At 43.0% G+C, this 24536-nt stretch carries 21 protein-coding genes and 1 pseudogene; 6 read left to right on the forward strand and 16 right to left on the reverse strand.

Annotated elements, in window-relative coordinates; all coding sequences use genetic code 11:
- Positions 1-101: 101 nt before the first annotated feature.
- Positions 102-1643: a glutamate synthase-related protein gene (locus J4N43_RS20365; RefSeq protein WP_158159341.1), complete on the reverse strand. Its 1542-nt coding sequence runs from the start codon at positions 1641-1643 to the stop codon at positions 102-104.
- 156 nt (positions 1644-1799) lie between these two features.
- Here J4N43_RS20365 and J4N43_RS20370 point away from each other — a divergent pair, with 156 nt between their 5' ends.
- A complete protein-coding gene (locus J4N43_RS20370; RefSeq protein WP_005376501.1) occupies positions 1800-2279 on the forward strand; it encodes an aminoacyl-tRNA deacylase in 480 nt (159 codons plus the stop codon).
- A gap of 187 nt (positions 2280-2466) precedes the next feature.
- Here J4N43_RS20370 and tnpA read toward each other — a convergent pair.
- The 4 genes and pseudogenes from tnpA to J4N43_RS20390 form a co-directional block, all read right to left on the reverse strand.
- Positions 2467-2730: pseudogene (gene tnpA / locus J4N43_RS20375) on the reverse strand (IS200/IS605 family transposase); the annotation flags it as partial.
- 183 nt (positions 2731-2913) lie between these two features.
- Positions 2914-4326, reverse strand: coding sequence for a coniferyl aldehyde dehydrogenase (locus tag J4N43_RS20380; protein WP_151515627.1), 1413 nt, complete (start codon positions 4324-4326; stop codon positions 2914-2916).
- Between the two features lie 125 nt (positions 4327-4451).
- Complete coding sequence (locus J4N43_RS20385; RefSeq protein WP_047101443.1) at positions 4452-5024, reverse strand: GNAT family N-acetyltransferase; 573 nt, start codon at positions 5022-5024, stop codon at positions 4452-4454.
- A gap of 104 nt (positions 5025-5128) precedes the next feature.
- Complete coding sequence (locus J4N43_RS20390) at positions 5129-5587, reverse strand: NUDIX hydrolase (protein ID WP_005376504.1); 459 nt, start codon at positions 5585-5587, stop codon at positions 5129-5131.
- 169 nt (positions 5588-5756) lie between these two features.
- On the opposite strand from J4N43_RS20390, the gene J4N43_RS20395 reads away from it, so the two are divergent.
- Complete coding sequence (locus J4N43_RS20395) at positions 5757-6662, forward strand: DMT family transporter (protein ID WP_199266785.1); 906 nt, start codon at positions 5757-5759, stop codon at positions 6660-6662.
- Positions 6663-6741: 79 nt separating this feature from the next.
- Here the strand turns inward: J4N43_RS20395 and J4N43_RS20400 are convergent, their stop codons facing one another.
- Positions 6742-7056: a DMT family transporter gene (locus tag J4N43_RS20400; RefSeq protein WP_005376506.1), complete on the reverse strand. Its 315-nt coding sequence runs from the start codon at positions 7054-7056 to the stop codon at positions 6742-6744.
- Positions 7057-7450: 394 nt separating this feature from the next.
- On the opposite strand from J4N43_RS20400, the gene J4N43_RS20405 reads away from it, so the two are divergent.
- Entirely contained in the window at positions 7451-8815 is a 1365-nt protein-coding gene (locus J4N43_RS20405) for an endonuclease/exonuclease/phosphatase family protein (RefSeq protein ID WP_158159340.1), read from the forward strand.
- A gap of 284 nt (positions 8816-9099) precedes the next feature.
- On the opposite strand, the gene J4N43_RS20410 is transcribed toward J4N43_RS20405, so the two are convergent.
- From J4N43_RS20410 to J4N43_RS20425, 4 genes are all read right to left on the reverse strand, one after another.
- Entirely contained in the window at positions 9100-9633 is a 534-nt protein-coding gene (locus J4N43_RS20410) for a hypothetical protein (protein WP_033906497.1), read from the reverse strand.
- A complete protein-coding gene (locus J4N43_RS20415; protein WP_005376510.1) occupies positions 9627-10013 on the reverse strand; it encodes an MAPEG family protein in 387 nt (128 codons plus the stop codon). The genes J4N43_RS20410 and J4N43_RS20415 overlap by 7 nt, the downstream gene beginning before the upstream one ends.
- A 208-nt stretch (positions 10014-10221) precedes the next feature.
- On the reverse strand, positions 10222-11127 hold the full coding sequence (rarD, locus tag J4N43_RS20420) for an EamA family transporter RarD (RefSeq protein WP_104976592.1): 906 nt from the start codon (positions 11125-11127) through the stop codon (positions 10222-10224).
- A 102-nt stretch (positions 11128-11229) separates the two neighbouring features.
- Positions 11230-11952, reverse strand: coding sequence for a sulfite exporter TauE/SafE family protein (locus tag J4N43_RS20425; protein WP_005390054.1), 723 nt, complete (start codon positions 11950-11952; stop codon positions 11230-11232).
- A gap of 444 nt (positions 11953-12396) precedes the next feature.
- Between J4N43_RS20425 and J4N43_RS20430 the strand changes: the two genes are divergently transcribed.
- Positions 12397-12927, forward strand: a complete 531-nt coding sequence (locus tag J4N43_RS20430) for a prepilin-type N-terminal cleavage/methylation domain-containing protein (RefSeq protein WP_005376513.1) — start codon at positions 12397-12399, stop codon at positions 12925-12927.
- A 49-nt stretch (positions 12928-12976) separates the two neighbouring features.
- Here the strand turns inward: J4N43_RS20430 and J4N43_RS20435 are convergent, their stop codons facing one another.
- A complete protein-coding gene (locus J4N43_RS20435; protein WP_025998672.1) occupies positions 12977-13957 on the reverse strand; it encodes a chemotaxis protein in 981 nt (326 codons plus the stop codon).
- Positions 13958-14640: 683 nt separating this feature from the next.
- Between J4N43_RS20435 and J4N43_RS20440 the strand changes: the two genes are divergently transcribed.
- Positions 14641-15249 carry a response regulator transcription factor gene (locus J4N43_RS20440; RefSeq protein ID WP_017821556.1) on the forward strand — a complete coding sequence of 203 codons (609 nt, stop codon included), beginning with the start codon at positions 14641-14643 and terminating at the stop codon, positions 15247-15249.
- Here J4N43_RS20440 and J4N43_RS20445 read toward each other — a convergent pair.
- The 5 genes from J4N43_RS20445 to J4N43_RS20465 all read right to left on the reverse strand — a co-directional run bounded on the left by J4N43_RS20445 (position 15246) and on the right by J4N43_RS20465 (position 23075).
- On the reverse strand, positions 15246-16133 hold the full coding sequence (locus J4N43_RS20445) for a LysR family transcriptional regulator (RefSeq protein ID WP_033906494.1): 888 nt from the start codon (positions 16131-16133) through the stop codon (positions 15246-15248). The genes J4N43_RS20440 and J4N43_RS20445 overlap by 4 nt on opposite strands.
- 157 nt (positions 16134-16290) lie before the next feature.
- A complete protein-coding gene (locus J4N43_RS20450) occupies positions 16291-17661 on the reverse strand; it encodes a GGDEF domain-containing protein (protein ID WP_053307630.1) in 1371 nt (456 codons plus the stop codon).
- A 9-nt stretch (positions 17662-17670) separates the two neighbouring features.
- The gene (locus J4N43_RS20455) at positions 17671-18267 is read right to left on the reverse strand and encodes a response regulator transcription factor (protein WP_158159339.1); all 597 of its coding nucleotides are present in this window, start codon (positions 18265-18267) and stop codon (positions 17671-17673) included.
- Entirely contained in the window at positions 18260-19426 is a 1167-nt protein-coding gene (locus tag J4N43_RS20460) for an EAL domain-containing response regulator (RefSeq protein WP_054576033.1), read from the reverse strand. Before J4N43_RS20460 ends, J4N43_RS20455 begins: the two co-directional genes overlap by 8 nt.
- A complete protein-coding gene (locus tag J4N43_RS20465) occupies positions 19410-23075 on the reverse strand; it encodes an ATP-binding protein (RefSeq protein ID WP_158159338.1) in 3666 nt (1221 codons plus the stop codon). Before J4N43_RS20465 ends, J4N43_RS20460 begins: the two co-directional genes overlap by 17 nt.
- 447 nt (positions 23076-23522) lie before the next feature.
- Here J4N43_RS20465 and ylqF point away from each other — a divergent pair, with 447 nt between their 5' ends.
- Positions 23523-24467 (forward strand): ribosome biogenesis GTPase YlqF, encoded by a 945-nt coding sequence (ylqF, locus tag J4N43_RS20470; protein ID WP_005376521.1) that lies wholly within the window; start codon positions 23523-23525, stop codon positions 24465-24467.
- Positions 24468-24536 lie beyond the last annotated feature (69 nt).

A 24536-nucleotide genomic window follows, 5' to 3' on the forward strand; every position in this document is an offset into this window, starting at 1 on the left:
CACTGTTTTTTTAGTTAACGCCAAGTCAAAATTTCAAACATTTCAGCGAATAAATAATTGTTATCAAACATGTACCTATATGCAGAAAATATGGATAGAGATCAGTTTAAGTCCATACCTGAATACTTAATCCCAGACAGCCTCGCCATGTTGTGATCCCAGGTCGCTAAATCATGATGACTAAATTCACTCAGAGCGTGATGACCACAAGCCCTCGCCATGACTTTCATGAGCTCGACCGAGGATTCGAAGAAATTTTTCAGTTGCTGGGATGACTTTTCAACGTCGAGACGCTGCCTCAAATCGGCATTTTGTGTCGCAATGCCTGCCGGGCAATTATTGGTGTTGCAGATGCGAGCCGCGACACAACCGATCGATTGCATCGCACTGTTTGCTATCGCTACTCCGTCTGCTCCAAGTGCCAACGCTTTGACAAAATCCGTAGGAACTCGCAACCCACCGGTGATGATTAATGTGACGCGGTCACTTGCACCTTTTTCATCTAAGTACTTACGTGCACGAGCTAACGCAGGAATGGTGGGCACACTAATATGGTCACGGAACATAGTTGGCGCCGCACCCGTGCCACCACCGCGACCATCTAAGATGATGTAATCAGCCCCAGCATCAAGCGCAAACTGAATGTCTTGCTCAATATGGTTGGCACTGAGTTTAAATCCAATTGGAATACCGCCTGTGATGCCACGAACTCTGTCAGCAAACTTTCTGAAATCGTGAGTAGTGTGAAGATCTTTGAACGTTGGTGGTGATATCGCTGGTTGTCCCTCGGGGATGCCTCTCACCTGAGCGATCTTACCTACATTTTTATTTGCAGGCAGATGACCACCCGTGCCCGTTTTTGCTCCTTGCCCACCTTTAAAGTGAAACGCCTGAACATTAAGAAGCTTAGATTCGTCGTAGCCAAATTGAGCACTAGCAAGCTCATAGAAATACCGTGAATTAGCGGCTTGTTCTTCCGGTAACATGCCACCCTCACCAGAGCAAATCCCAGTCCCTGCCAACTCTGCACCTTTTGCTAGTGCAATTTTCGCCTCTTCAGAAAGTGCGCCAAAACTCATGTCCGACACCAACAAAGGAATGGCGAGTCTGAGCGGCTTACGCGCGTTTGGTCCCACAATCAACTCGGTAGACACAGGAACGTCTTCCAACAACGGTTGTGTCGCCATTTGCGCCACCATAATTTGTATAGCATCCCAATGTGGTAGCAAATGCCTAGGAACCCCCATTGCAGCCATCGGACCATGATGACCGAGTTTAGAGAGTCCTTCTCTCGCTAATTGGTGGATAAACTCGAGGGTTGGTTCTTCTTGAGTAGCAGACGCCGTTGGTTTGTCTCTTTTCTCTCGCTTTTGTTCCGGTCCCTCTTTACCGACTTGCTCTGCGGTAAATCGCTTGTGTGTACCATCACAAAAAGGAGCATTGGCGGTATGCTTACATTGGCAGAGATAGGCATCTTCGTCTTTTTCCGCACTAAAGCTCATTGGCTTTAAGCCGGTTCCCGAATGAGACCCATCGCAGTAAGGTTGTTTTTTAGAACGCCCACATCGGCAGAAGTAATATTCTTGCCCAGCTTTCAACTCTACTTTGATCGGCTTGTTATCAGCGATGATTGGCTTGCTCATGTTGCCCCCTATTTATTATTGTTAACCATGCTTTCTCGCTGGCTTGCAATAAGCGTAGAACAGGAGCGTAAAGAGCGTCAGTGTCGCCGAGTAAAATGCGCGATTGTCGCCCGACTAACCTATACTTTTTATGGGTCTCATACACGTGGAGGCTATATGACGATTGCAACCCGATTAGATGAATATTTGACTGAGCATAACATTCACTTTCAAACCGTGAATCACAGCCACAGTCATAGCTCGCTACAAAGTGGTGTTGCAGCAGGTGTGCCTTTAATGAATATCGCAAAAGGTGTGATTCTAGAGGATCATGAAGGGCGTCATATGATGGCGGTCTTACCTGCCAACAACAAAATCAGTTTGTCGCGATTAAACGACGAATTTAATGCCACCTTCCACTTGGTGAAAGAGCGTATGGTTTACCGACTCTTCACCGATTGTGAACACGGCGCTATTCCACCGATTGGTAGCCCTTACCACATGTCGACAGTTTGCGATGAAAGACTGGCAAACTTGGAACATGTCTACCTTGAAGCTGGCGATCATGAAACTCTGATTAAGCTGGACAGAAAGGCGTTTAAAGAACTGATGAACGACTGTAGATATCTAAGATTCAGCAGTGAAGTTCTGCATTAAACTTGCCAAAATCTCTCGACATTTCCTGAACAAGGCTCTTTCAACAAGAGCCTTTATTTGTTGTGTTGGTAGCACGCGAAGGAAGTTTCTCGAACTTTGCTGCCCAGCGTTTCAGAGCATATAGAAGTAAATTACCACCTTCTAAAGAAGGTGGCTTTGTGTGAGCCCCCTAAAAGGGGGCCTTTGTTTAGTCCAGCGCCAATTGCTGCTGCTCTACTCGCTCTTGTTTCTCTTGATGTCTTACATATCGGCGTATTATTTCTTCATTGATTCCAACACTATCGACAAAATAGCCTCTTTGCCAAAAGTGATTACCCCAAAGCCTGTTCTTCCTAAGGTGAGGAAACTTGCTAAATAGCTTTAAGGCTATTTTGCCTTTCAATACCCCCATCAACTTGGATATCGAAAGCTTTGGTGGAACCTTTACAACTAAATGTACGTGGGAAGCTTGATTGTATCTACTCATGTTATTCGTCCTCTTTGACTTCTGGAAAAATCAAAGATGCATTTAGCATGAGTAGTTTTACAGGCAAAGCCGAAGCGGATGATAACCACCTACTGAAGTAGGTGGTTTAGGGCTGAAAACAAAAAACCGCCTATTCGGGCGGTTTTTTTATCAATCAAATCATAATTATTATCGAACAAAGATCTTTTGGATCGCTTTTATCGCCATAGCCCTACGGCGCATTAATACGCTCGTTCTTGGCAACCATTTCGGTGTGTAAAGAATGGTTTTCGCATGACTAAAAGTTCTGAATCCTTCCTCTCCGTGATAATGCCCAATACCCGATTCACCAACGCCACCAAAAGGCGCATCTTCAGCGCCAACATGTAAAACCGTATCATTAACGCCGACGCCACCACTGTGGGTGTTGCGTACAATATGTTTGATGGTCGATTTGTCGTCCGACATAACATACAGCGCAAGTGGTCTTTGGTGCTGATTAATGTAGTCAATCGCTTCATCAACGGCATTGTAGGGCTTAACAGGTAGAAATGGCCCGAAGATCTCCTCTTGCATGATTCGCATATTCGGCGACACATCCGTGACCAAATGAGGATACAGAAGTCGTTCCTCTTGGGGCGACGCCTCAACAGTGTGAAGGTTAGCACCTTGCGCTTTTGCATCCTCAAGTAGCGCAGTCAAACGATCATATTGTCGTTGGTTGACAATATGGGTCAGCTTTTGATTCTTGTTGGATTTTAAATAGAGCTTTTCAAAACGTTTTAAGAATAGCGAAATGAACTCTTCGACACGTTCTTGCGGTACAAACGCGTAGTCAGGCGCGACACAAATCTGGCCTGCATTAATGCATTTACCAAACAAGACAGCATCAACGGCTTTCTTCATGTCTGCATCTTTTGCAATGATCACCGGGGACTTTCCACCCAACTCTAACGTCACCGGGGTAAGGTTTTCCGCTGCCGCTTTTGCCACTGCGCGACCAACACTCGTAGAACCCGTGAACAAAAGGTGATCGAATGGCAGTTGGCTGAATGCTTGTGCGACGTCTGCTTCACCCTCAAAAACTTCGACATACTCAGACAACCCACGGCAAATATCGACGATGACTTTATTGGTTTTTGGCGTAAATTCGCTGAGCTTCATCATCACGCGGTTGCCAGCAGCCAATGCTGTCACTAAAGGCGCAAGGCTCAAAATCACAGGAAAGTTCCACGGTGAAATGATCCCGACGACACCTAACGGTTGATACTGAACGGTGACTTTAGAAGGTGCGAGCAATAAGCCGGATTCGCGCTTGCTGGGTTTGCACCATTTTTTTAGTCGTTTGAGGGTATAATTAATATGCGAGACCGTTGGCAAAACGTCGGTCATGGCGGTATCAAATTCTGAGCGATAGCCAAAATCGTCACTTAACGCTTCAACCAAAGCTTGTTTGTTCTCAAGCAGCGATTTTTTTAACAAAACGAGGCGCTGTTTACGTTCATCCAAACTAGGATAAGGCTCGGCTGCATATGCCGCTTTTAAGCGTTCGAGGCTTTGCTGTAACAAGTTATCTACTTCAACCTCTGTGATTGCGTTCATGATGCTTCTCCTAGCCTAGTTTCTGCCAATGACGCCCCAAGTTAACACGAGCGCAACAATGTTACTATTGTAGCGCTCGTGAAGTTAGAGTTCGAACTCTGATTAAAATATTTCTGGGGTGGATACTACATCAAACGTAGTTCATAAATGCCTAGTCGTTGAGAGCGGTCAAGCATATCGAACTCATGATCAACGTATTCTTTTAATGTGGCGCCTGCACGCTCAGCAATATTGATGCTAGCGATGTTATCTTCCATACAATGGAACTGAATGAATTGTGCGTGCCCTTTCTGCTTCAAAAAAGGGATCAATACTGCGAGCACTTGATCAATCACACGATGGCCTCGCCCATTGTTGGCAAGCCAGTAGCCAATTTCAGTAACACGCGTATGTGAATCCACACCTTTAATGCCAATAACACCCGTAAGCTGCTCATCAAAATAAATTGCACACCAGTGGGAATCCAGCGCGTTACTGTTCACTCGCTGGGAAATGTAGTTCACGGCCTCTCTATGATTCGTGACAGAATCCGTCCAAGGTAGATAGCCCTCAAGGCTCTCTCGGTGAGTGTTCACAACCTCTAGTAAAGCGGACGCGTGTTTCGTGTTGAGGGGCTCAATTGAGACCCTTTGCGAGACGGAAAAACGCTTCTGTAAGTGATTTCCTTGATACGTCTCTTGGCATGTGACTTCATCCATAGATGTTATTCCTTTTTATTGTGAACGCTCAGCGCAAATCCTAACGCTTCATTTTATGAGAACAAACCTCTCTATAAAAACTAATCAAAGCCGTTGCCGTTCATTTAGCCCTTTTGATCGATCAGCGTAAATGGCGTTAGTGATGCCACATCTACATAATGTTTCCATACATGTTCATATAGGTGATGCTGATTGGCAAACGGAGCCAGCTGCTTAGCTTCTTCAAGCGTACACCAGCGATACTCTGTATGCTCTTCGTTAAGAACAACTGATTGGTTAGGCGGACAAAATAGCACAAAACATGGGATAACCATGATACGGTTATTTTTTGCTTCGTAGAACTGCTCTAGGAAGTCTGCTGTATGTAACTCAACTTGGTCAATTAGTGTCTCTTCTTTTAACTCTCTTAAAATGGTTTGCCACCCGGCTTCACCCGCTTCGATACCACCTGCAACATGGCACCAATAGCCACCTTTTACGCGTTTGAGTAACAGCATTTTTTCTATGCCATCAATTTTTGAAATGACAACGCCTGAAACATGCGTTGCTTTTATCGGGATCATGTAAGCTCCTTAAATATCGAGTTTTTATTGTTACGCTGAAGAGAGGCAGATTAATTGCTACGTATTCTACTGTTTATTCATCTTGTCGACAGAAGTGTTTGAGTTGAGAGGATTTAATCGCTAACTAAGTATGCTAAAGTGAGATCTGTCGCAACAAATGAGCAGTAAAATGTCCAATTCATTCAACACTATGATTCCCATCGGTGTGCGCTTTATGGTGCTTTCCGCGTTCGGCTTTGCTCTGATGTCGGCTACAGTAAAGCACGTCGGCAACTACGGTATCCCCGTTTTTGAAATCGTTGCAGCAAGAGCGCTCGTTTCACTTATCATTAGTTATCTCGATGTAAAGCGAAAACGAATTTCTGTATGGGGCAATAATAAGCCATTACTATTTGCACGCGGTGCTGTGGGTACGATGGCTCTGATGTGTGTATATTATTCAGTGACCACCTTACCTTTGGCAGAAGCGACGATATTCCAATATATTCATCCGGTATTTACTGCACTACTCGCCGTATTTTTCTTGAAAGAGCGCATCCAGCCGTCAACTTTCCTTTGTATTGCGTTGTGCTTACTCGGCATCTATATCATGGTAAGCCCAGAAACTGGGCAAGGCTCAGATAGCGCTTTACCAATGTTTAGCGTCATGATTGCGATCTTAGGCGCATTTGGTAGCTCAATTGCCTACGTCATTGTCAGAAAACTGAGTCAGACAGAAGACAGCTCAGTGATCATTTTCTATTTCCCGTTGGTTGCTCTCCCCGCTTCACTCTTACTGATTGGCGACGATTTTGTAATGCCCGATCTATATCTGACTTTCATGTTGGTTCTAGTTGGTGTCTTTACCCAAATTGGACAATTGGGGTTAACCAAAGCGATGCAAACTCAACAAGCGGGTAAAGCCTCCGCTTATTCGTATATCCAGATCGTATTTTCTGTGTTGTTGGGCATCATTTTCTTTGGCGAGGTTCCGATCATTTGGACGTACGTCGGTGGCGGTCTGATTGTTACAGGCGCATTAATTAATGCGTTTGGTCATCACTTACGGTTACCTTTTATTAAGCGCAACGCTTGATATACCTCGCCAGAACCGTAAACACGACATTTAGAAAAACAGCCAGAGTGACTCTGGCTGTTTTGTGTTTAGCCTAACGTTAAGCTGATATTTTTAACCCTGCGATACCAGCGACAATCATTAGCAAGCTTAAGGCTTTGATAAGTGTTGCTGGCTCATTGAACAGATAAATACTCACGACTGCCGTGCCTATTGCGCCAATCCCTACCCATACGCCATAAGCAATGCCTAAAGGCAAGGTTCTTAACGCAATGCCAAGCAACCAAAAGCTCAATAACATAAAGACAATAGTGAATGCCGAAGCACCGAATTTGGTAAACCCTTGTGAATATTTAAGACCGACAGCCCATGCGATTTCACACAAGCCCGCAATGAAGAGAATTCCCCAAGCCATGTCACATTTCCCAACGAGATGGGGTCGTCCCCGAGAAAAGATAGAGCGGTGAGGTCGTCCTCACTTCTGATTGACTGCTTATTATATACAGAAATTTAAACATAAAAAATAAAACACGGCGATAAGCATACAACTCAAACATCTCATGCACGCTTAAATTCTACGCTTTTCTTTTTAACGGTGGCGGACTCTCTATTTCGCATCAATAACGACACCGTTTTTTAACAATTTACATATAACCTTCTGGTGTTGAAAGTGTTGCATTTATTGCACAAATCACACAAAAACTAATTGAACATGTAAATATGAAAACGTTTGTGTGACTAATATCGCTTAAAACAATGACTGATGACTTTAATATTCAGCCGAATTAATTATAAGGTATGACGTACCCATGAAAGCAATCAAAACCTCTATCGCTGTCCTTGTTGGCGCCGCTCTACTATCTGGATGTAATGACGATACTGAATACGTCAATGTTCAGCCTAAAGAAGTAAAAATAGCGACTTACAACCTCTCTTTTGACCGCGCTACCTTCGAAACTTTGGTAGATGAAATGCAAATTGAACCAACGCAGCAAGCTGCGTTGGTCACCTCTTATTTAGACGGTTCAATCGCAGCCGAAGACAAAACCACTGCGGAAAAAGTCATTCAAATTCGTAACGTTGCAGCAATCATTCAAAAGAATCGTCCTGATGTTCTCATGATGGCGGAATACAACAACGATGGAACAGGTGAAAACAAAGCAGCCATTGAAGGATTCCAGAAGAACTACTTGTCTGTCGCGCAAAGTATCGATGGCGCGGGCGGTGAAGCAAACCTTGAGCCTATTGAATACCCTTATGCTGAATCTTATTCAACCAATACAGGGTTGTTGAGTGAGTTTGATCTCGACAACAACGGAACCGCAGGTCAAATGCCAGGTGATGCATGGGGCTTTGGCATGTACCATGGTCAATATGCATTTGCCCTTATGTCTAAGTATAAAATTGACACGGCAAACACACGTACATTCCAAGCATTTAAATGGAAAGATATGGAAGGTGCGAAAATTCCAACCATTACTATCTGTGACGGTTCGCAAAAGATTCCAGACGGCATGAAGTGTGGTGATGAATGGTACTCAGCGGAAGAATGGGATCAAGTGCGTCTATCTTCGAAAAATCACGTCGACGCGCCAATCATCATTCCAACTCGCAATGGCGAGGAAGTTGTACACTTGTTGATGTCTCATCCTACTCCACCAGTATTCGACACCGGTAAAAACAAAGCGCAAAACGCAGCAGAAGTGGAGTTTTGGCATCATTACATTCAAGGCAAAGACTATTTTTACGACGATGCGGGTAAAACAGGTGGCTTAACGAACGGCGCTAAATTCGTAATGATGGGTGATCAAAACCTTGATCCAGTGGCTGGTGACGGTATTAGCTCTGTAATGCAAGAGCTGCACAACGATCCATTGGTTAACCAAACCGTGATGAATGGTGAGCTTTACCCAACAAGCTTTGGTGCAGCTGAACACGCTGTTGACCGCAGTTCAACTCACCCATATCCGAATCGCATCACTTCAACGTTTGGCTTAGGGGTAGACTATGCCTTGCCTTCAGCAAATTTGAATGTAATAGACTCTGGTGTGTACTGGTCAGCGTCTTATGAAGAAGGCCATAAACTATTTAACGATGCACGTATCGGTAAGTATGGTGATGGTAAGGATGTATCTTCCGACCATCGCATGATCTGGATTAAAGCACAGTTCTAGACCGCATAAAAAAAAGCCAACCACAAGGAGTCGTGATTGGCTGTATATATTTGTGAACAAGATGGTTCACTAACAACGTCAGTTGGCTAGGTGACCCTCGGCTTAGAAAGGGTCACTCATACTAAAGCATGAGGCGTGCCAACTTTTAAGCGCATAAAAACAGGTTGTTATTTAATCACTTTCATTAAAACTTAACCAATAGCTACTGTTTGCTCACCGAATAAATTGCAATTTGCAAACTACCATTGGCATTTCGCAATAAACCTGATCTTTAGCTCTTGCTTTTATTGCTTCCTAGCTAAGTCGCGTGCAAGGATTAACGCAAGTCCGAATACTTGCAAGAAGAGTCCGATATTCTTGTACCAAGCGATCTTTTCATCCTGCTTTGCCATTACCTCATTGAGCTCTACATTCTCAATGTAGTAATTATCGATGCGGTCTCTATACGAAGCTTGTGCCTGATTTATCTTTGACATCAGTTGAGGAAGTTGATCAATTTTTATTTCATCCGACTCGTTGAGAACCCAAGAAGATAAATGCCCTGCTAATACCTCTTCTAGCTCTAAAGGTATCGCTACGCTCTGACTTATGTGCACATGCAGCAGTAAAGCTTCTCTTTTCCTTTCTAGGGTTTCCACACTGTTCCATGCGAGTTGGATGGAATACAAGTTTTCTGCTGTTTGCTCTGCGAGCTGCGAGTGCTGTTTACCCAACTTATCAAGGACTAAGCTAGTAACGATGATCGCGCCAATATTCAGTACTAATCCAATCAGAACGAGTACCCAAGGTGGTGGAATGTAACGTCGCAGACTTACCATAACTTATCGTATGGCAGGTAAATCATATTTAACACAACCAATGAAAGTATCACCAGAAATGTCACCTGCATCCCTCTAATGCGCTTTTTCAAGTCTTTTTTCAATATGCCTTTAGCATGAATAACTCGACCAATTACAAAAATAATACCGGTGAGATGTATCCATGTTGGGTAAGCACTATTAAATTCTAAAAGTGCCATTAAAATCAGGGTGATGGGGATATATTCTGTCGCATTACTCTGGGCACTACGAGCAATTTGTAGAGCCTCTACCCCACCATCGGCATAAGCAATTTGATTTAAGCGACGTTGCTTAATTACTTGAACAGCCAACCAAATAATGAGTATTGCGAGAATGTTGGCATACAGAGCTGTGATCATATGTCGTCCTTCTTGATCTGGTTTTCACTTATATAAGCGTGTCACTTGGCTATAACTATAGCGGTATCATTATGATAATGCGTCAAATAATCTCAAGTTATGATTTCTATTCGGGCAAAAAACGAAAGCCAATGCTTTATGGTATTAAAAATGCCCTCGAATGAGGGCATAAGAATAAAGAAGCTAATATGTGAGAATATTGAAACCACTATAAGGGGTGTTTGACCAGCTTTTTGCGCCGATGCCCTTTGATAATACTTTCAAAAATTGTGAACAACAGCCCTACCCAAATAAATGCAAAGGTCACCGCTTTCACTTCGTCAAACAACTCGCCAAAAAACATAACTGCCAACACAAACTGCAAGCTTGGCTCGATGTATTGCATTAGACCGACGGTTGATAAATTAGTTATACGTATTGCGATAGAATAAAATACGAGTGGTAAAAGTGTGATAGGTGCACTGCCAAAATACAAAAGCAATGTTGTGGTATCTGTGCCCGAAGCCAGTTCACCAGTTGCCCATTGTTTATAGAGCAAATAGGCGAGTGCAACTGGAGTCAGTAACAACGCCTCAACAAACAAGGTTGTACTCCAGTCATAATTTATCTTCTTCTTGTACAGCCCATACAAAGCAAAGAACAACCCCATCGTTAGTGCGATAACGGGCAGCTGACCATAGTGAATCACTTGGTACATAACACCAATTGTTGCCAGCACGATTGCAATAAGTTTGCCTTTTGAGAGCTTATCCCCAAGAATAAATACGCCCAGCGCAACAGATACTAATGGCCCAATAAAGAAGCCTAAGCTGGCATCGATGACCCGATGATGGGTCAAAGCCCAAGTGAACGCACTCCAAGAAATACACATCAAACTGCTCGCCACAAACGTGTACCACAAGGATTTTTTATCAAGCCAGATTTCTTTCCAATTCAGCCCTCGACGGGTTATCCCAAGTACAATTAGAAACCCGACAGGTACAGACCCAATGATTCGCCATGCTAGCAACTCATCCATAGAAGCATTTGGTAAATAACGATAATAAATTGGTAGCAATCCCCAGATCACAAAGGAGAATGCTGCCATAAAAGTGCCATAACGAGTGTTATTCATAAAACTATCGCCCATCTAAACGACCAATTTGGCGTAAGTAAACAAGTCCGCCATACATAAAAAGGAATGCAATCCCGCAGTGACTTTATGATGCAGATGGCATTATTGGCTCAACGCTTGTACGACGGCGGTAAAGCCACTCACAAAACACAACATAAGTGCCCCAAACCGAATCTTTTCTTTTGGTAACGACTGGGTAGTTTTCATTGCTAGCCAGTAACCAAGCGCCGCAGCAGGTAATAGAGGAATAGTAATGACCAAATGATGCAATGTGAAGAAGCCCACTGGGATTTGTACTATTAGTGAAATAATCGAACTGAAAACAAAAAAAGCCGATAAGTTGCCGCGTAACTGATTTGCTTCTTGATGCTGCAACAATAACGCCATCGGAGGGCCTCCAATCGCAGAACTGGTACCAAACAACCCAGAAAAGAAGCCAGCACATGTCATACGCGAAGGCGTAGGCTCAACCCGAAACGGTAAAACACTCACCAAGACTGCAAACAGCACCAACAAACCAATCCAAAGCGTGAGAGTTTGTGTAGATACAAAAAAGAGTAGCAAGCCACCAGCAATTGATCCCGGCACTCGCCCAATCAACGCCATCTTTAAGCCGCCGATTTCAACACTACTGCGGTGCTTCATCGCATTCATCAACGAAATAAATAACGCGACTAAACAGATTGGCGCAGGAACATATTCTGGCGCCCAAAGAATCAGTAAAGGTGCGGCAACAATAGCCAAGCCAAAACCGATTGCGGTCTGGACATAAGAGCCAAGAAATATCAAACCTATTGCAAGGAAGTTTATCGAATCGAATTCCATTTAGATTATTCTTATATTTGAAAAATAAACACAAAACCAAAGCACATTCACATGATGAATACCTCAGGCATACTGCGATATGAATTCCGCGTAGCATTCATCAAAGTGAATAAAAAGACAATCCATTTGTGCGGTTCGCCCTCATTTGCATTTTGTATTTCATTCCGCTGATGTACATGTTTGCTTACATCGAAGAGGATTCATGCTCGCCTGTTCACGCAGCATTTCTTCAGCGGAATTAATGACCTCTTAAAATCTAGCAGAATTAGACCCGTGAATTCTCCATTGCATTTAATGGATTCAGTCAATTAGTGCGGCGTCGGTATAGCACTTTACAACTCACCTCTTTATACTACTGATCGATTTATCATTACCGTACTTATTTACACAATAAACAAGTGTACGGTCAGTGTTTTTCTACCTTTAACTTGCTGTGAAAATAATATGAAAAAACAAACGGGATTTACTCTAATAGAGTTAGTCGTAGTTATTGTCGTGCTCGGTATTCTTGCTGTCACTGCCGCGCCACGCTTTTTAAACCTTCAAAGTGATGCACGTGAAGCTCGTTTGGAAGGAATGAAAGGCGCTATTGCGTCAGCATTAGGCGTCGGTTATGGGAAAATGGCGATTGCGGGATTGGAAAGCAAGCCTTACGTTTCAAACTTCGTAGACAGTGCTTTAATGGCAGATTTACCATTTGACGGCTGTAATATTGGTGGTTCAAAGCGCTGTGTTTTTTTATATGGATATCCTGATTCTGATAGCGAATCGATGAAGTTACTCGTGCAAGGACTGAACGAAGAAGACTCGGATTGGAAAACATTTCATCACCCGGCTGGTTCAACAACTCGCGAAATGGTCATTGCTGCAGCCGACGAAAAAAGAGCTAGCCTTACTCAATGCGGAATTTTATATGGGCCACCGCAGACTCCAAACGAGAGTTACACCTTAGATATTCTTCCCTGCCCTCAATAAAAATAAGGCTGCCAATCGGCAGCCTTATTTGTTTCATCTGATCGGTTTTTTACGCAAAGTTAAACACGTATTTATCCATCATATTCACCATGCGGCCAATCTCTGGCTTGGTAATCGTATCATTTGCGCCAAGAGATAGTGCTTTCGCTCGGTTATCCTCACTCATCAATGACGAGAACATAATGATCGGCATTTCATGAAACGCTTCGGTATCGCGTAGTCTCTTCACTAAGTGCATACCATCCATTCGAGGCATTTCTACGTCCGTAACCACCGCATCTAATAGCTCTTTAACTGGCAAGTTTTCTTCTTTCGCAACCTCGATCAAGCTCATCAACTTCTCATGCGCCTCACCACCGTCTTTACATGTGATCACATTGTAGCCTGAAGAAGCTAATGTATCTTGGATCAAAGAGCGAATAAATGCTGAGTCATCCACCACCATGATCGTTTTAGCATTACGCTTACCGACCATTCTCTGGTTGAGATCCACCGACTTGTCCCCTTTCACATCGTACTTTTCCATACTCAGTTCTGGGTTGATGTCTGCGATGATTTTTTCAAAGTCGAGAATCATGATCAGGTTGCCTTCTTTACGGACAACGGCCACTACACAGTCTTGTTCGCCCGCTTCCAAAAACTGACTTGGTGATTCCACATCATTCCAAGAGATACGATGAATACGCGAAATGCTGTCAATTAAGAAGCCATTGGTCATTTTGTTGAAATCCGTAACGATTACAAACTTGCGCTCCAGATCTTGTCGTGTTGGCACACCTAACCAACCAGCTAAATCCACTAAAGGCGTCAGTACATCTCTGGATGAGAACACACCAATCATATGAGGTTGTGCGTTTGGATAATCGGTTGTTTCTGGCACGCGAATCACTTCTCGTACTTTCGCAACGTTAATGCCGTAATAACAAGTTTTTGTGCTGCCATCTGGCAATGTTTTTTCTAAATGAAACTCGATGATTTCAAGCTCATTGGTACCACTTTCTGTCAAAATGGTGCTGGTTACGTTACTCATAAAGCCAATTATCCAACCAAAAATACGCATCAGAAAAAGTTTGATGCAAACGCCATGAGAAGCCATTCTCTGGCTAAAAATCCAAAAGTCCTTTTTAGTCGTTACAACAAAATTTGTAAACCATCAAAAGGACGGCTAACGCACATTTCCATACCAAACCATGTAAAATTGTCTCATTTTTGAACACGACATTATGAGTGGCCAAAGTGCGAATTAACACCTCCACTTTTAGCGGCCGAGTCAATGAAAAGTTTAGAAATAATTTGAAGTGATGTTCAGCGTCAATAGCCAAACCTATCCAACAGATATCAGTGCAAAGTTGGCTACCGTGCTCATGCCGGTGTAGAACAAGCTCTCTTCAAGTGGCTTGGTATAAAACTGCGCTTGCTAACACACGGGTTTAAATCGAAGCGCTAGAAACATCACAAGAAAATCTGAAGGCATAGAACACTGAAAGAATACTTTCAGTTTGTTAGTTTTCTGTCAGCGTAAGTTTTAAGTAATCATCCTATCACTAGGTATTTCAATACCTGACATCGCTATTCCCATAATCAAGACACTGATTTTCACTTTTGGAAAGAGTCATTTTCCTTCCTCTTAGCAAGGTTTTTCCTACAATCCTATTCATCCAATTGCGCTGTCGCCTGACAGCACACTAGTTGATGTATTAGGTGAGGTTAACTTTGAATAATGTTCTTATTATCGACGCTCAACCATTGTATAGCGAAGCACTTGCTTCTCTAGTTGAATCCGTAATCAACGCAGCTGAAGTGATTCAAACCACTGACAGTGCGGAAGTGATGGATCTTGTTCGAGGCCAAAAGATTGATTTGATTATTTTAGACGTAGTGCTTGGCGACCGCGATGGTATGCGTTTAGCCAAAAACATTTTAGCGACGGGATATCGTGGCCGACTGTTATTTGTTTCTTCACGTGACTACTCGAGTCTTTCTAAAGCCGCGTACGAAATGGGCGCAAACGGCTTCTTAAGCAAACATGAAACAAGAGAGACCATTATTGACGCAATTGTGAGTGTTTCACGCGGTTACTCAATGTTTAAGTCGACTCACACACCATCGTCGGGTAACGTAACACTTTCAAATCGCGAAGCCATGGTGTTCCATTATCTTGTACAAGGCTACTCAAATAAGAAGATTTCTGAACAACTTTCACTCAGCGCTAAAACAATCAGCACCTACAAAACGCGTATTCTGAAAAAGTACCATGCGGACACGTTGATTGAACTTCTGCATACTATCCCTCAGTCAGAAAACATTGAGTTTTGCCGCTAAGCGCTCATGTATTTTGCAATAGCACCGATTAACAACTGGTGCATTGCATCATGTCTTAAGCTTTGCTTCACCTGTACAACCACTTTTGGCCAGCCATCTGGGTAAAAATGCTCTGGCACTCTTATAAATTTATATCCATCAATTGGCGCCTGATATTCAAGTAACACGGTTGCGGCGCTTTTTTGCTTAATTAGCTTCAATACGCTGCTTACGTTGTCTAGAGCCGCAATACGGTTGATGACCATACCGTGGCTTTCCATTGCACGCTTAACGAGCTGCTCTTTCTCTTTCCAACCGATAATCTCTAACATGATAAAGGGAAGTTTGGCCGCTTCTTCTAGGGTGGTAATTCCCAGCTCTTCAGGGACAACTACCACAGCAGGCGCATAGCCGATGAACTTCTGATAAACAGATTTCGGAACATCCTCGTTGAAGTAATGTAACTGCGCATCCACTTTGCCTAGGATTATCTCTTCTATCGTATACTCTGTAATCGTTGCTATCGAAATGTGCGCCTTGGGAAACAGCACCATTAAATCCATTGCAAGTAAATGCCCAAATGAGTATTGAGCGGTTTGCGGTAAACAAATGGTGATGTCTTTTTCGTAATTTTCCGGTTCAAACTCATCTCTAATTAGACAAGTTTCAAGCTTCTCGAGTGCATCGGAAATTTTAGGTAATTGACGTTTTAAATAGTCCGTCGGTTCCATGTGATGAGGATGCCGAATAAACAATTCATCGTTTAGCTGGAGTCGCAATCGGGCAAGGTATTTGCTAATTGACGCTTCACTCTTCCCCATCGCTTTCGCAACGGGCTTGAGCTGACGGTGCTTATCCAGTAAGACAAGTATTTTAAGTAAGTTTAAGTCGAGATCTTTGTTCACGTGCGACACCAGATGTAAGGTCGAGAATAAATAGAGCAATCACTATTTGTTGACTGCTCTAATATAAAAGACCACTCATTCTGTTTGGTCAAATTAATCAAACAGTTATGTCATGGTTATGTTCCGTAACTTAACATTGAGTCAATACCAGACCTGCTTAATGGGACTTTTGTCTGTGTTTTTTCATCTCATAGAGATCTTCATCTGCACGTACAATAACGTCCTGAAGCGTTTCGTGTAATTCATTCGCCGCGATACCAGTACTCACACTAACCTCGATATCCAAGGTCTTTAGTCGGTTATCTTTAACGACACTACGAAGCTTCTTCGCCAATATTGAAGATTGACTGATACTGCAACCCGGCAGAATCGCAACAAACTCATCACCACCAGTTCGAACTAGATAATCACTATTTCGAAACACTTTAGACATAGCATCAGCAATAATTCCAATAACTTCGTCCCCTACATGGTGACCGTAATGGTCATTGATTCGCTTGATCCTATCGCCATCTATTGCAATGACGGAATATGGCGCGGTTTCCAAACGACGTTTGAACTCGCTATCTTGAAAAACTCTGCGGTTAAACAATCCCGTTAAATCATCTTTCGTCACGTTCGTCAGTGCTTTCGCGAGGCGAAGTTGGCTCTCTTTAGATTCATAAGCTTTGTTGTAATACGCTAAGGTTACGAAAAAGAAGATGATAAACAAGAACACGTAATCCAATACAATTTTGCTGAATGGGTACATGTAAACGATAAGATTGTTGTTGTCTGCGACATATGATTGGGTGTACGCGAATGATGGAAAGGGGTAGCCAGCGAAATAAATCACCATTTGTTTGTTCCCATTCGCTATTTGAACATCCACCGCTTTCCCATCATTATAAAGCGGCGAGAGGTATAATTGTTCCGAGAACTCTCCCACTAACTCACCTTGAAAGTAAACCGGACTCATGATGCTTATCGCCATGTCATCGGAGTATGTCGTTTTAAATGGTAGGGAAAACAATACCCGGTCCGTTAGTTGCTCTTTCCACGCGGCTAACACACAAGAATAGTTACTTTTACACCAATCAACATCAAATGTGGCTTTCACTCCCTCTAGCGCTTCAATCGGTCTCTCTAAGATGAGTTTGTTTCCAGTATAAGAACGAAAATACATAACGGCATTTTGTCGATTGAACGCATTTGATAAATACGCTTCAGCCTGATGAAGCGATTTCCGTGCAACAGCTTCAACGTAATTAAGTTTTTCATAACGTGACAGGGAGTAAATCGCATCTTGAAAGCTCAGCTCTGTTTGCGCTTCTACTTCACTCACGCTCATGCCTTTGTATTGCTCGAGCTGCGCTTCCGTCAATAGCCCCATGAGAATTACTTTTTGTTTTATTTTGGCTAAATTATTCGCGTAAGTGTTGAACTGCTTTACTTCATAAGAAATTAACACCGCACCAATCATTGTGACAGAAGTGACGAATAGTAATGTTGCGATGAAAAGAGACAACGCGATACTTTTAAGTGTCATGATGCGGTCTTACGCCCCCGCCACTCTTGTTAGCTCAACAATGTTCTTTACGTTAAATTTATCCAATAGACGACGTTTGTATGTGCTGACTGTTTTGTCACTTATTGATAGCACTGAAGCGATTTCTCGATTGGACTTTCCTTGTAATAAATACTTCATTACTGCGCTTTCTCTGCTTGAAAGTTGTGGCATTTCTCGAACGCTATTAACAACTTGCTTAAATTTGAAGAAGGTATACCCCTTCTCTACCGCTTCTATCGCGTCTTTAAGAATGTCGTGATTTTCCGATTTACACACATAGCCATCAGCGCCAGAACGAAAAGCCATTTGGCTGTACATTTGGCTAGTTTCAGCGGAGAAGAAAATGACTTTGCCTTCATAACCATGGGATTTGATACGTTTGTAGAAATCAAACCCATCGCAATCTGCCAAGTTCACATCTAAGATCAACAGTTGAATTTCTTCCTTTTTCAATATTTGTAATGCCATCTTCGCTGATGTTGCAGTAAATACCCCGTTTGTTTTACCTAACTCTTCCATCAACGACTTGATTGCAACACAAACGAGAGGATGATCGTCAAAGATCAAGTAATTCAATTTATTCATATCTTTCATTTAGTATGGTTATGGCTTCTAGTGGCATGGGTTTATCAATGTAAAAGCCTTGGCAAAGATCAATCCCATACTCACGTATCGCTTGCAGTGTGACTTCGTCTTCAATACCTTCCGCGACCAGTCGTATATTCAAACTTTTCGCTAACGCGCAAATAGCAACAACGATGTTGCGTTTTTTGATGTCGCATTCGACACCTTGTACAAACGAACGATCGATTTTTAACTCGTTGAATGGCAGTTGAGCCAGTTTTTCAAACGTCGATGACCCCGTGCCAAAATCATCTATTGAGACAGTGACACCGTTCATCCTCAACTTGAGTAAATTCTTGTACAGGGACGCGCTAGTCTGAAATGTATCTCGCTCTGTAATTTCAATGGTGATTTGTGATGGGTCAATCTCGCTCTCTAAACATTGCTGTAAAAAGTAATGAGAGAACGCCGTATCTTCTAAGTTTTCATGGTCTACATTGATGGATACGTTTTGCGTCAATCCGCGGTGTTTCATGTCATAGATAACATTACTCAATACAGCTTGAAACAACTCTCCAGAAAGGCGGCAACGCTCTACAATTGGCAAAAAATAATGAGGGGGTAACACACCATAAATAGGATGATTCCAACGCGCGAGCGCTTCATACCCAAGCACTTCCCCACTTTGCACATCGACTAAAGGCTGGTAATAATTTTTCACTCGCCCTTCAGCCAGAGCAAACAGGAATTCTTGATCTTCCACTTCAATAGGTTGAGCAAAGCTGACTTGTTTCGCTTTTTCATCTTTTATTTTACCCAACAAATCAACGACTTCATTTTCATCGTATGGCTTAGGCAGCTTCCCTAATACTTCAAAACTAAATCCCTCGCACATGGCTCTTACCGCAGAAATAATGGTCAATTCCATTGCACTGACCAGTACAACTTGCCCCTGGTACTGGACTTTATCGAGCATTTCCATCATATCGATGCCGTCTTTTCCGGGCATTTGGATATCACAAAAAATCACGTCAAAATATTGTTCCTGCACACTCTGAATAGCGGCATCCACACAGTTAAAAGGGATGACTTGCGCGCAATAGCGTTCCAATATTTGCGTAAGTATTGTGGTTTGTAGCGGATGGTCATCAATCACCATCACATTAAATTGTGTATTCATTTGTCTCTACCCAATAGTTTATGTTTTCGATCTCCTGCTCGATTCGTAAAATTAGCTCCGCTGTTCGCCTGTCAAACTCCGCAGCAGTAACTCGTTCTGCCTCAATACAAAGCTCAGCCAGCATGCTTACCCCTATCGTCCCAACCGCTCCTTTGATGCCATGAATGACCCGTTTTTTGTCTCGCTCAGTCGATGCGGCGTTTAAGTTTTTTATATCTGTAGACATTGATTGACTAAACACGCGCGCAATCTCTTTTGCGTCCTGAGCTTTGAACCGTTTAATCCAGCCGGGCAGCCTACCCCTCTCTTTTTCGCCAATAAATGGAATCAAAACGGTTTTTAATTGATTAAGGTCATAGGGCTTGTAGAGCACATCATCAATGCCGATATCCTGTGTACGTTCAATGGCAAGACGAGCATCTTCTGCTGTCACACCGATGATTGGAATTGCTTTAAATTCGGAGTTTTTCACGTGCCTAACAAGCTCATAGCCATCCATTTCTGGCATATGAAAATCGGTCAGCAGCAACACAACGTTTTCATCTTGGTTGATGTATTCCCATGCTTCGCGGCCGTTATTCACAATGACAGGTTCGATTCCAAGTTCATGAAGCTGCATTGCTATCACACTTTGGTTAATGGGATTATCTTCTGCGACCAGTACCGTGCCGAGAACCCAAGAAACCACTTCTTGATTTACGTCACTAAGCTTGGTTTCTTGCTGCGTTTGGCTGAGCAAATTGAACAATGTATCTGGATATTGAATCTCTCTTAGCGTAAGACTGCCAAGTACCCTTTGTTCGTCACGCAGCATTAGGCCATTAAAACTGGCATCGCTGTCGTGTATAGGGTGAAGGTTCGCCACCATTGTTTTTAACGTCGCTGGACGCATTTTCCACGCGTCACACCACTGGCGAATATTAAGTGGTAAGCTCTCGCTATACGTCCAGTTCAAACAAACGTCTGGCTCAGAGTCGCAATGCTCAATTGGCAGTCTGACGGTAATCGTCGTGCCCAAGCCAAATTGTGAATCGATGCAGAGCACGCCGCCCATGCAGTCGATCAATCGGTCAACAATGCTCAGCCCCAATCCAGTACCGCCATATTTACGCGTAATAGTGTCATCCGCTTGAACAAAAGGATTGAGAATGCCTTCGAGTTGGTCATCCGTCATGCCGATACCTGAATCCGCCACTTTCAAAATAAGCTGCTTTTCATGAAGAATGACACTGATTCCAACTTCTCCTTCGGCAGTGAATTTCATCGCATTGGAGAGTAGATTGGTGGTAATTTGCACCAATCGCAGCGCGTCGATTTCAATGAAAGCATTCGAAAATGGTTTGATTGTCACTTTGTAATCCAAACCTTTCGCAAGCGCTCGTGGTTCAAAGCTTCGAAACACATCGCACAAGGTTTTAAGCAAGTCGGTCTTAACTGGGGCGACGGTTAAGTGCCCTGCCTCTAATTTTGAATAATCCAGTACTTCGTCTACTAGCGTATTCAAATGATTGAGCGAGCGTATGGCTTGGGCAATTAACTCGCGATTTGAATCTGCCGTCACTTGGCGATTTAGCAAATCGAGGATGCCGTGTGCTGCCGACAATGGCGTTCTTAATTCGTGACTCATGGTTGCCAAAAAGTTTTCGCGCGCACGTACCGCGGTTTGCGCTTCTTTTTGCGCATCGATTAACGCCTGCTCACGTTCTTTTTGCTGGGTAATATCTTGAATAACAGTCAGTACAAACTTGTTCTTACCGCTAGGAGAAGCGATGACTTTGCGTTCTCGATATACATGTTTAATATCAAGTTCACAGCCCGACGAGGCAACCTCTTCTGAAATACGCTTTCCAGCGATAACAGTGGTCAGTTCATCAAAATTATTCACCAGAGGAGCGTGCGCAGAATCACTTTTCAACTTACATTGTTGGCACTGTTTACTGTTGTAGTTGGCACAATTGCTCATCTCCATATGGTTATTTTCACTATGGATAAAAACCAAGCTATTGATCTCTTTGATGATGTCCATCAGCCATTGCTTTTCCGCTTCCTCATTGTCAGCATTAAATTCGGCTAACCTCACTTTAAGTCGCATGTGAGATAAGATGAAATACGCCGCAATTAACATGAGACAGAATATGAATGAACCAGCAACAACAAATGTAGCGATCTGCTCCGCGTCATAGCCATAAGTCAGTTTGAAGCTTCGGTGAGAACGCAGCAGTTTTTCGATCTCGTTAGAATCAATGGTTTCGATGATGCTGTTCAACATGTGTTGAAGTTGTGTATTGTGGTTTGCAACCGCAAATGCATTAGAGAACGTCAAAACGTCCTCCGCATTGATCACCAAGCCATCGACTTGATCTTGTGCAATCATGTTGTGAACGATGTCGTCAGGAATGTAAGCCACATCCAAAACGCCCGATTTCAAATCGGTAAGCAGCTTTTTCAAATCATCATAATGATCAACTTGGCCTTGTTGCCAAGTGCCCAAATGAACTAACCCTTGCTTTTTCAAAGTGAGCAGAATACCCGCTTCTTTCAGTGCAGATTTATCGCGCTTGCTCTGCTCCGTTTGGATAGCCACGTAATTACTGTGCATGAATGGTTTAGTGAACAACCAATCTGACTTAGGTAGCTCACCCACATAAGAGATGGGGACTATATCGGCATCAAATGCCGTTAATCCATTAGAAAGGCTCGACGTCGGCTTCACATACTTAAAGCTCAAGCCAGTACGAGACTGCAATAAGTCGACAAAATCTGGAAAGAAGCCATCTAACTCGCCCGTTTGCGAATCTCGGTAGAGAAACGGATAAGCTTCGTCACTGCTGCTGTAAGTTATCACTAGTTTGTTTTGATGATTACGTCGGTAATCTACCAATAACTTATCACTGATATGGTAAGGATTTTTCGAGGCGACGGAGCGAATGTTTTTTCCATTTTGCTCCCACTGAAGGATTTTGTTGATGTCATCGATCAGACTTTGTTTGTCCAACGAAGCGATAAAACTCACCTCTTCGTTTTTCAACCAACTGGGAATATCGACAACCCCTTTTACAATGTCATTCAAATCCAAATATTGGGTAATACCAACATAAGTGTAAATCAGCGCGTTCGCTTTACCTCGCTTAACTTCATTAAACGCCTCTAAACGTGTTTTAACGTAATGTATCTTATCGATACCACGTTCAGTGAGGTTGTCACAATACACACTGCCCTCAACACACACCCATTTAAGATCACGCGCATCACTATCTCGGTAAGTGGCATTCCGATACCAAACAGCGATAGTGCTCGAAAAAAAAGGCATCGAAAACAAGAAACGCTTTTCTCTTGCTGCTGTTTTACTAAATCCAACCGCACCATCAATCCTCTTGCTTTCGACATCCGCAAGTAAAGACGGAATATGCTTGTAAGTCCGAAGTTCTAACTCATAATCCAGAGCTTTAGTAATGTTAGACAAATACTCAAGACTAATTCCGTACGAAGGACCAACGCTACCGTCAAACGAGTCTTTAGCTTCGTCTTGCGCAATAACACCAACGATGACCTTCGGTTTAGGACTCTGTTTGGCAGTTGAGCAAAAAGAACTCGCTAAAAAAATTAAGGCGACGGACGATACCGTAATACTTCTAAGAATACTGAGCATGACTGCTTCCTCTGAATGGAAGCTCAGACTAGTTTTTGTCAGATAAAAGTCAAACTTAGCTCAATAGTGAAATAAAAATAACACTCTGATATAAAAGTAAAAAACCAAAATTCGTCAGAACAATCTGACAACACAATCCACCTTTGACTACACAGCGTTTGCGTTCGGTCTCTCACCCAGACGGATATTCACTGCGAGTCGGTATACATAAGGGATGTGTGCTTTTAGGTTTGCACGCCATAGCTTTTTACTTTCATCTTGAATGATTCATCATCATTCCATGATAAACTGGCGTATTAACATGAAAGAAAGCTCAACTCCGCGGTTTCGAGCAGCTTGAAGTAAACACAGTTTTAGAAAATGCGTTCTAGTATTGTATTACTCAAGACTCACATTGCTACTTTTACAACCGCTGGAGCATTAGAAAAATTAAGGTATTAAATTCAAATGGTTAATAACTCAATCCAGTGGTTTCCTGGCCACATGCACAAAGCACGTAAAGAGATCGAAGAAGCAATCCCTCAAGTGGATGTGATCATCGAAGTACTGGATGCTCGTATTCCTTTCAGTAGTGAAAACCCTTTGATTTCTCAAATCCGTGGTGACAAACCTGTCGTTAAAGTTTTGAACAAACGTGATTTGGCCGATCCAGAGTTAACTCAACTGTGGATTGAGCACTTGGAGCAAGAGCAACATGTAAAAGCAATGGCGATCACGACTTCTGAACCACAAGAAGTGCATCGAATCATGGAGCTTTGTCGCAAACTTGCCCCACACCGAGAAGAAATTGGTAAAAACATTCGCACCATGATCATGGGCATCCCAAACGTTGGAAAGTCGACGATCATTAACACCCTCGCAGGTCGAACAATCGCTGTAACAGGTAACCAACCCGCGGTTACACGTCGTCAACAACGTATCAACCTGCAAAATGGCATCGTATTATCTGATACTCCAGGAATTTTATGGCCAAAAGTGGAAAATCCACACAGTGGCTTCCGCCTTGCGGCTACTGGCGCGGTAAAAGACACAGCGATGGAATATGACGAAGTCGCATTCTATACCATTGAATACCTAGCAGCTCATTATGCAGACAAGCTTAAAGAGCGTTATCAAATTGAAGAGCTTCCAGAATCAGATATCGAGATCATGGAAGAAATTGGCCGTCGCCGCGGTGCACTACGTGCAGGTGGACGTGTTGACTTACACAAAGTATCAGAGATCTTATTGCACGAACTTCGCCAAGGCACTTTGGGCCAAATTACATTAGAACGCCCAGAAATGATCACTCAAGAACTGATTGAAGTCGAGATTGAAACCGCCCGTAAAGAAGAAGAAAAAGCGAAGCGTAAAGAAGAGCGTCGTAAGCGCTATTTACGTAATAAGCGATAAGCTTGTCTCTTATCTACTCATGTTTCAAGGCGCGATTTTCGCGCCTTTTTTGTTATCTAATGCGCCCAT

Source organism: Vibrio sp. SCSIO 43009, assembly GCF_023716525.1.
In the GTDB taxonomy this organism is placed as follows: domain Bacteria; phylum Pseudomonadota; class Gammaproteobacteria; order Enterobacterales; family Vibrionaceae; genus Vibrio; species Vibrio alginolyticus.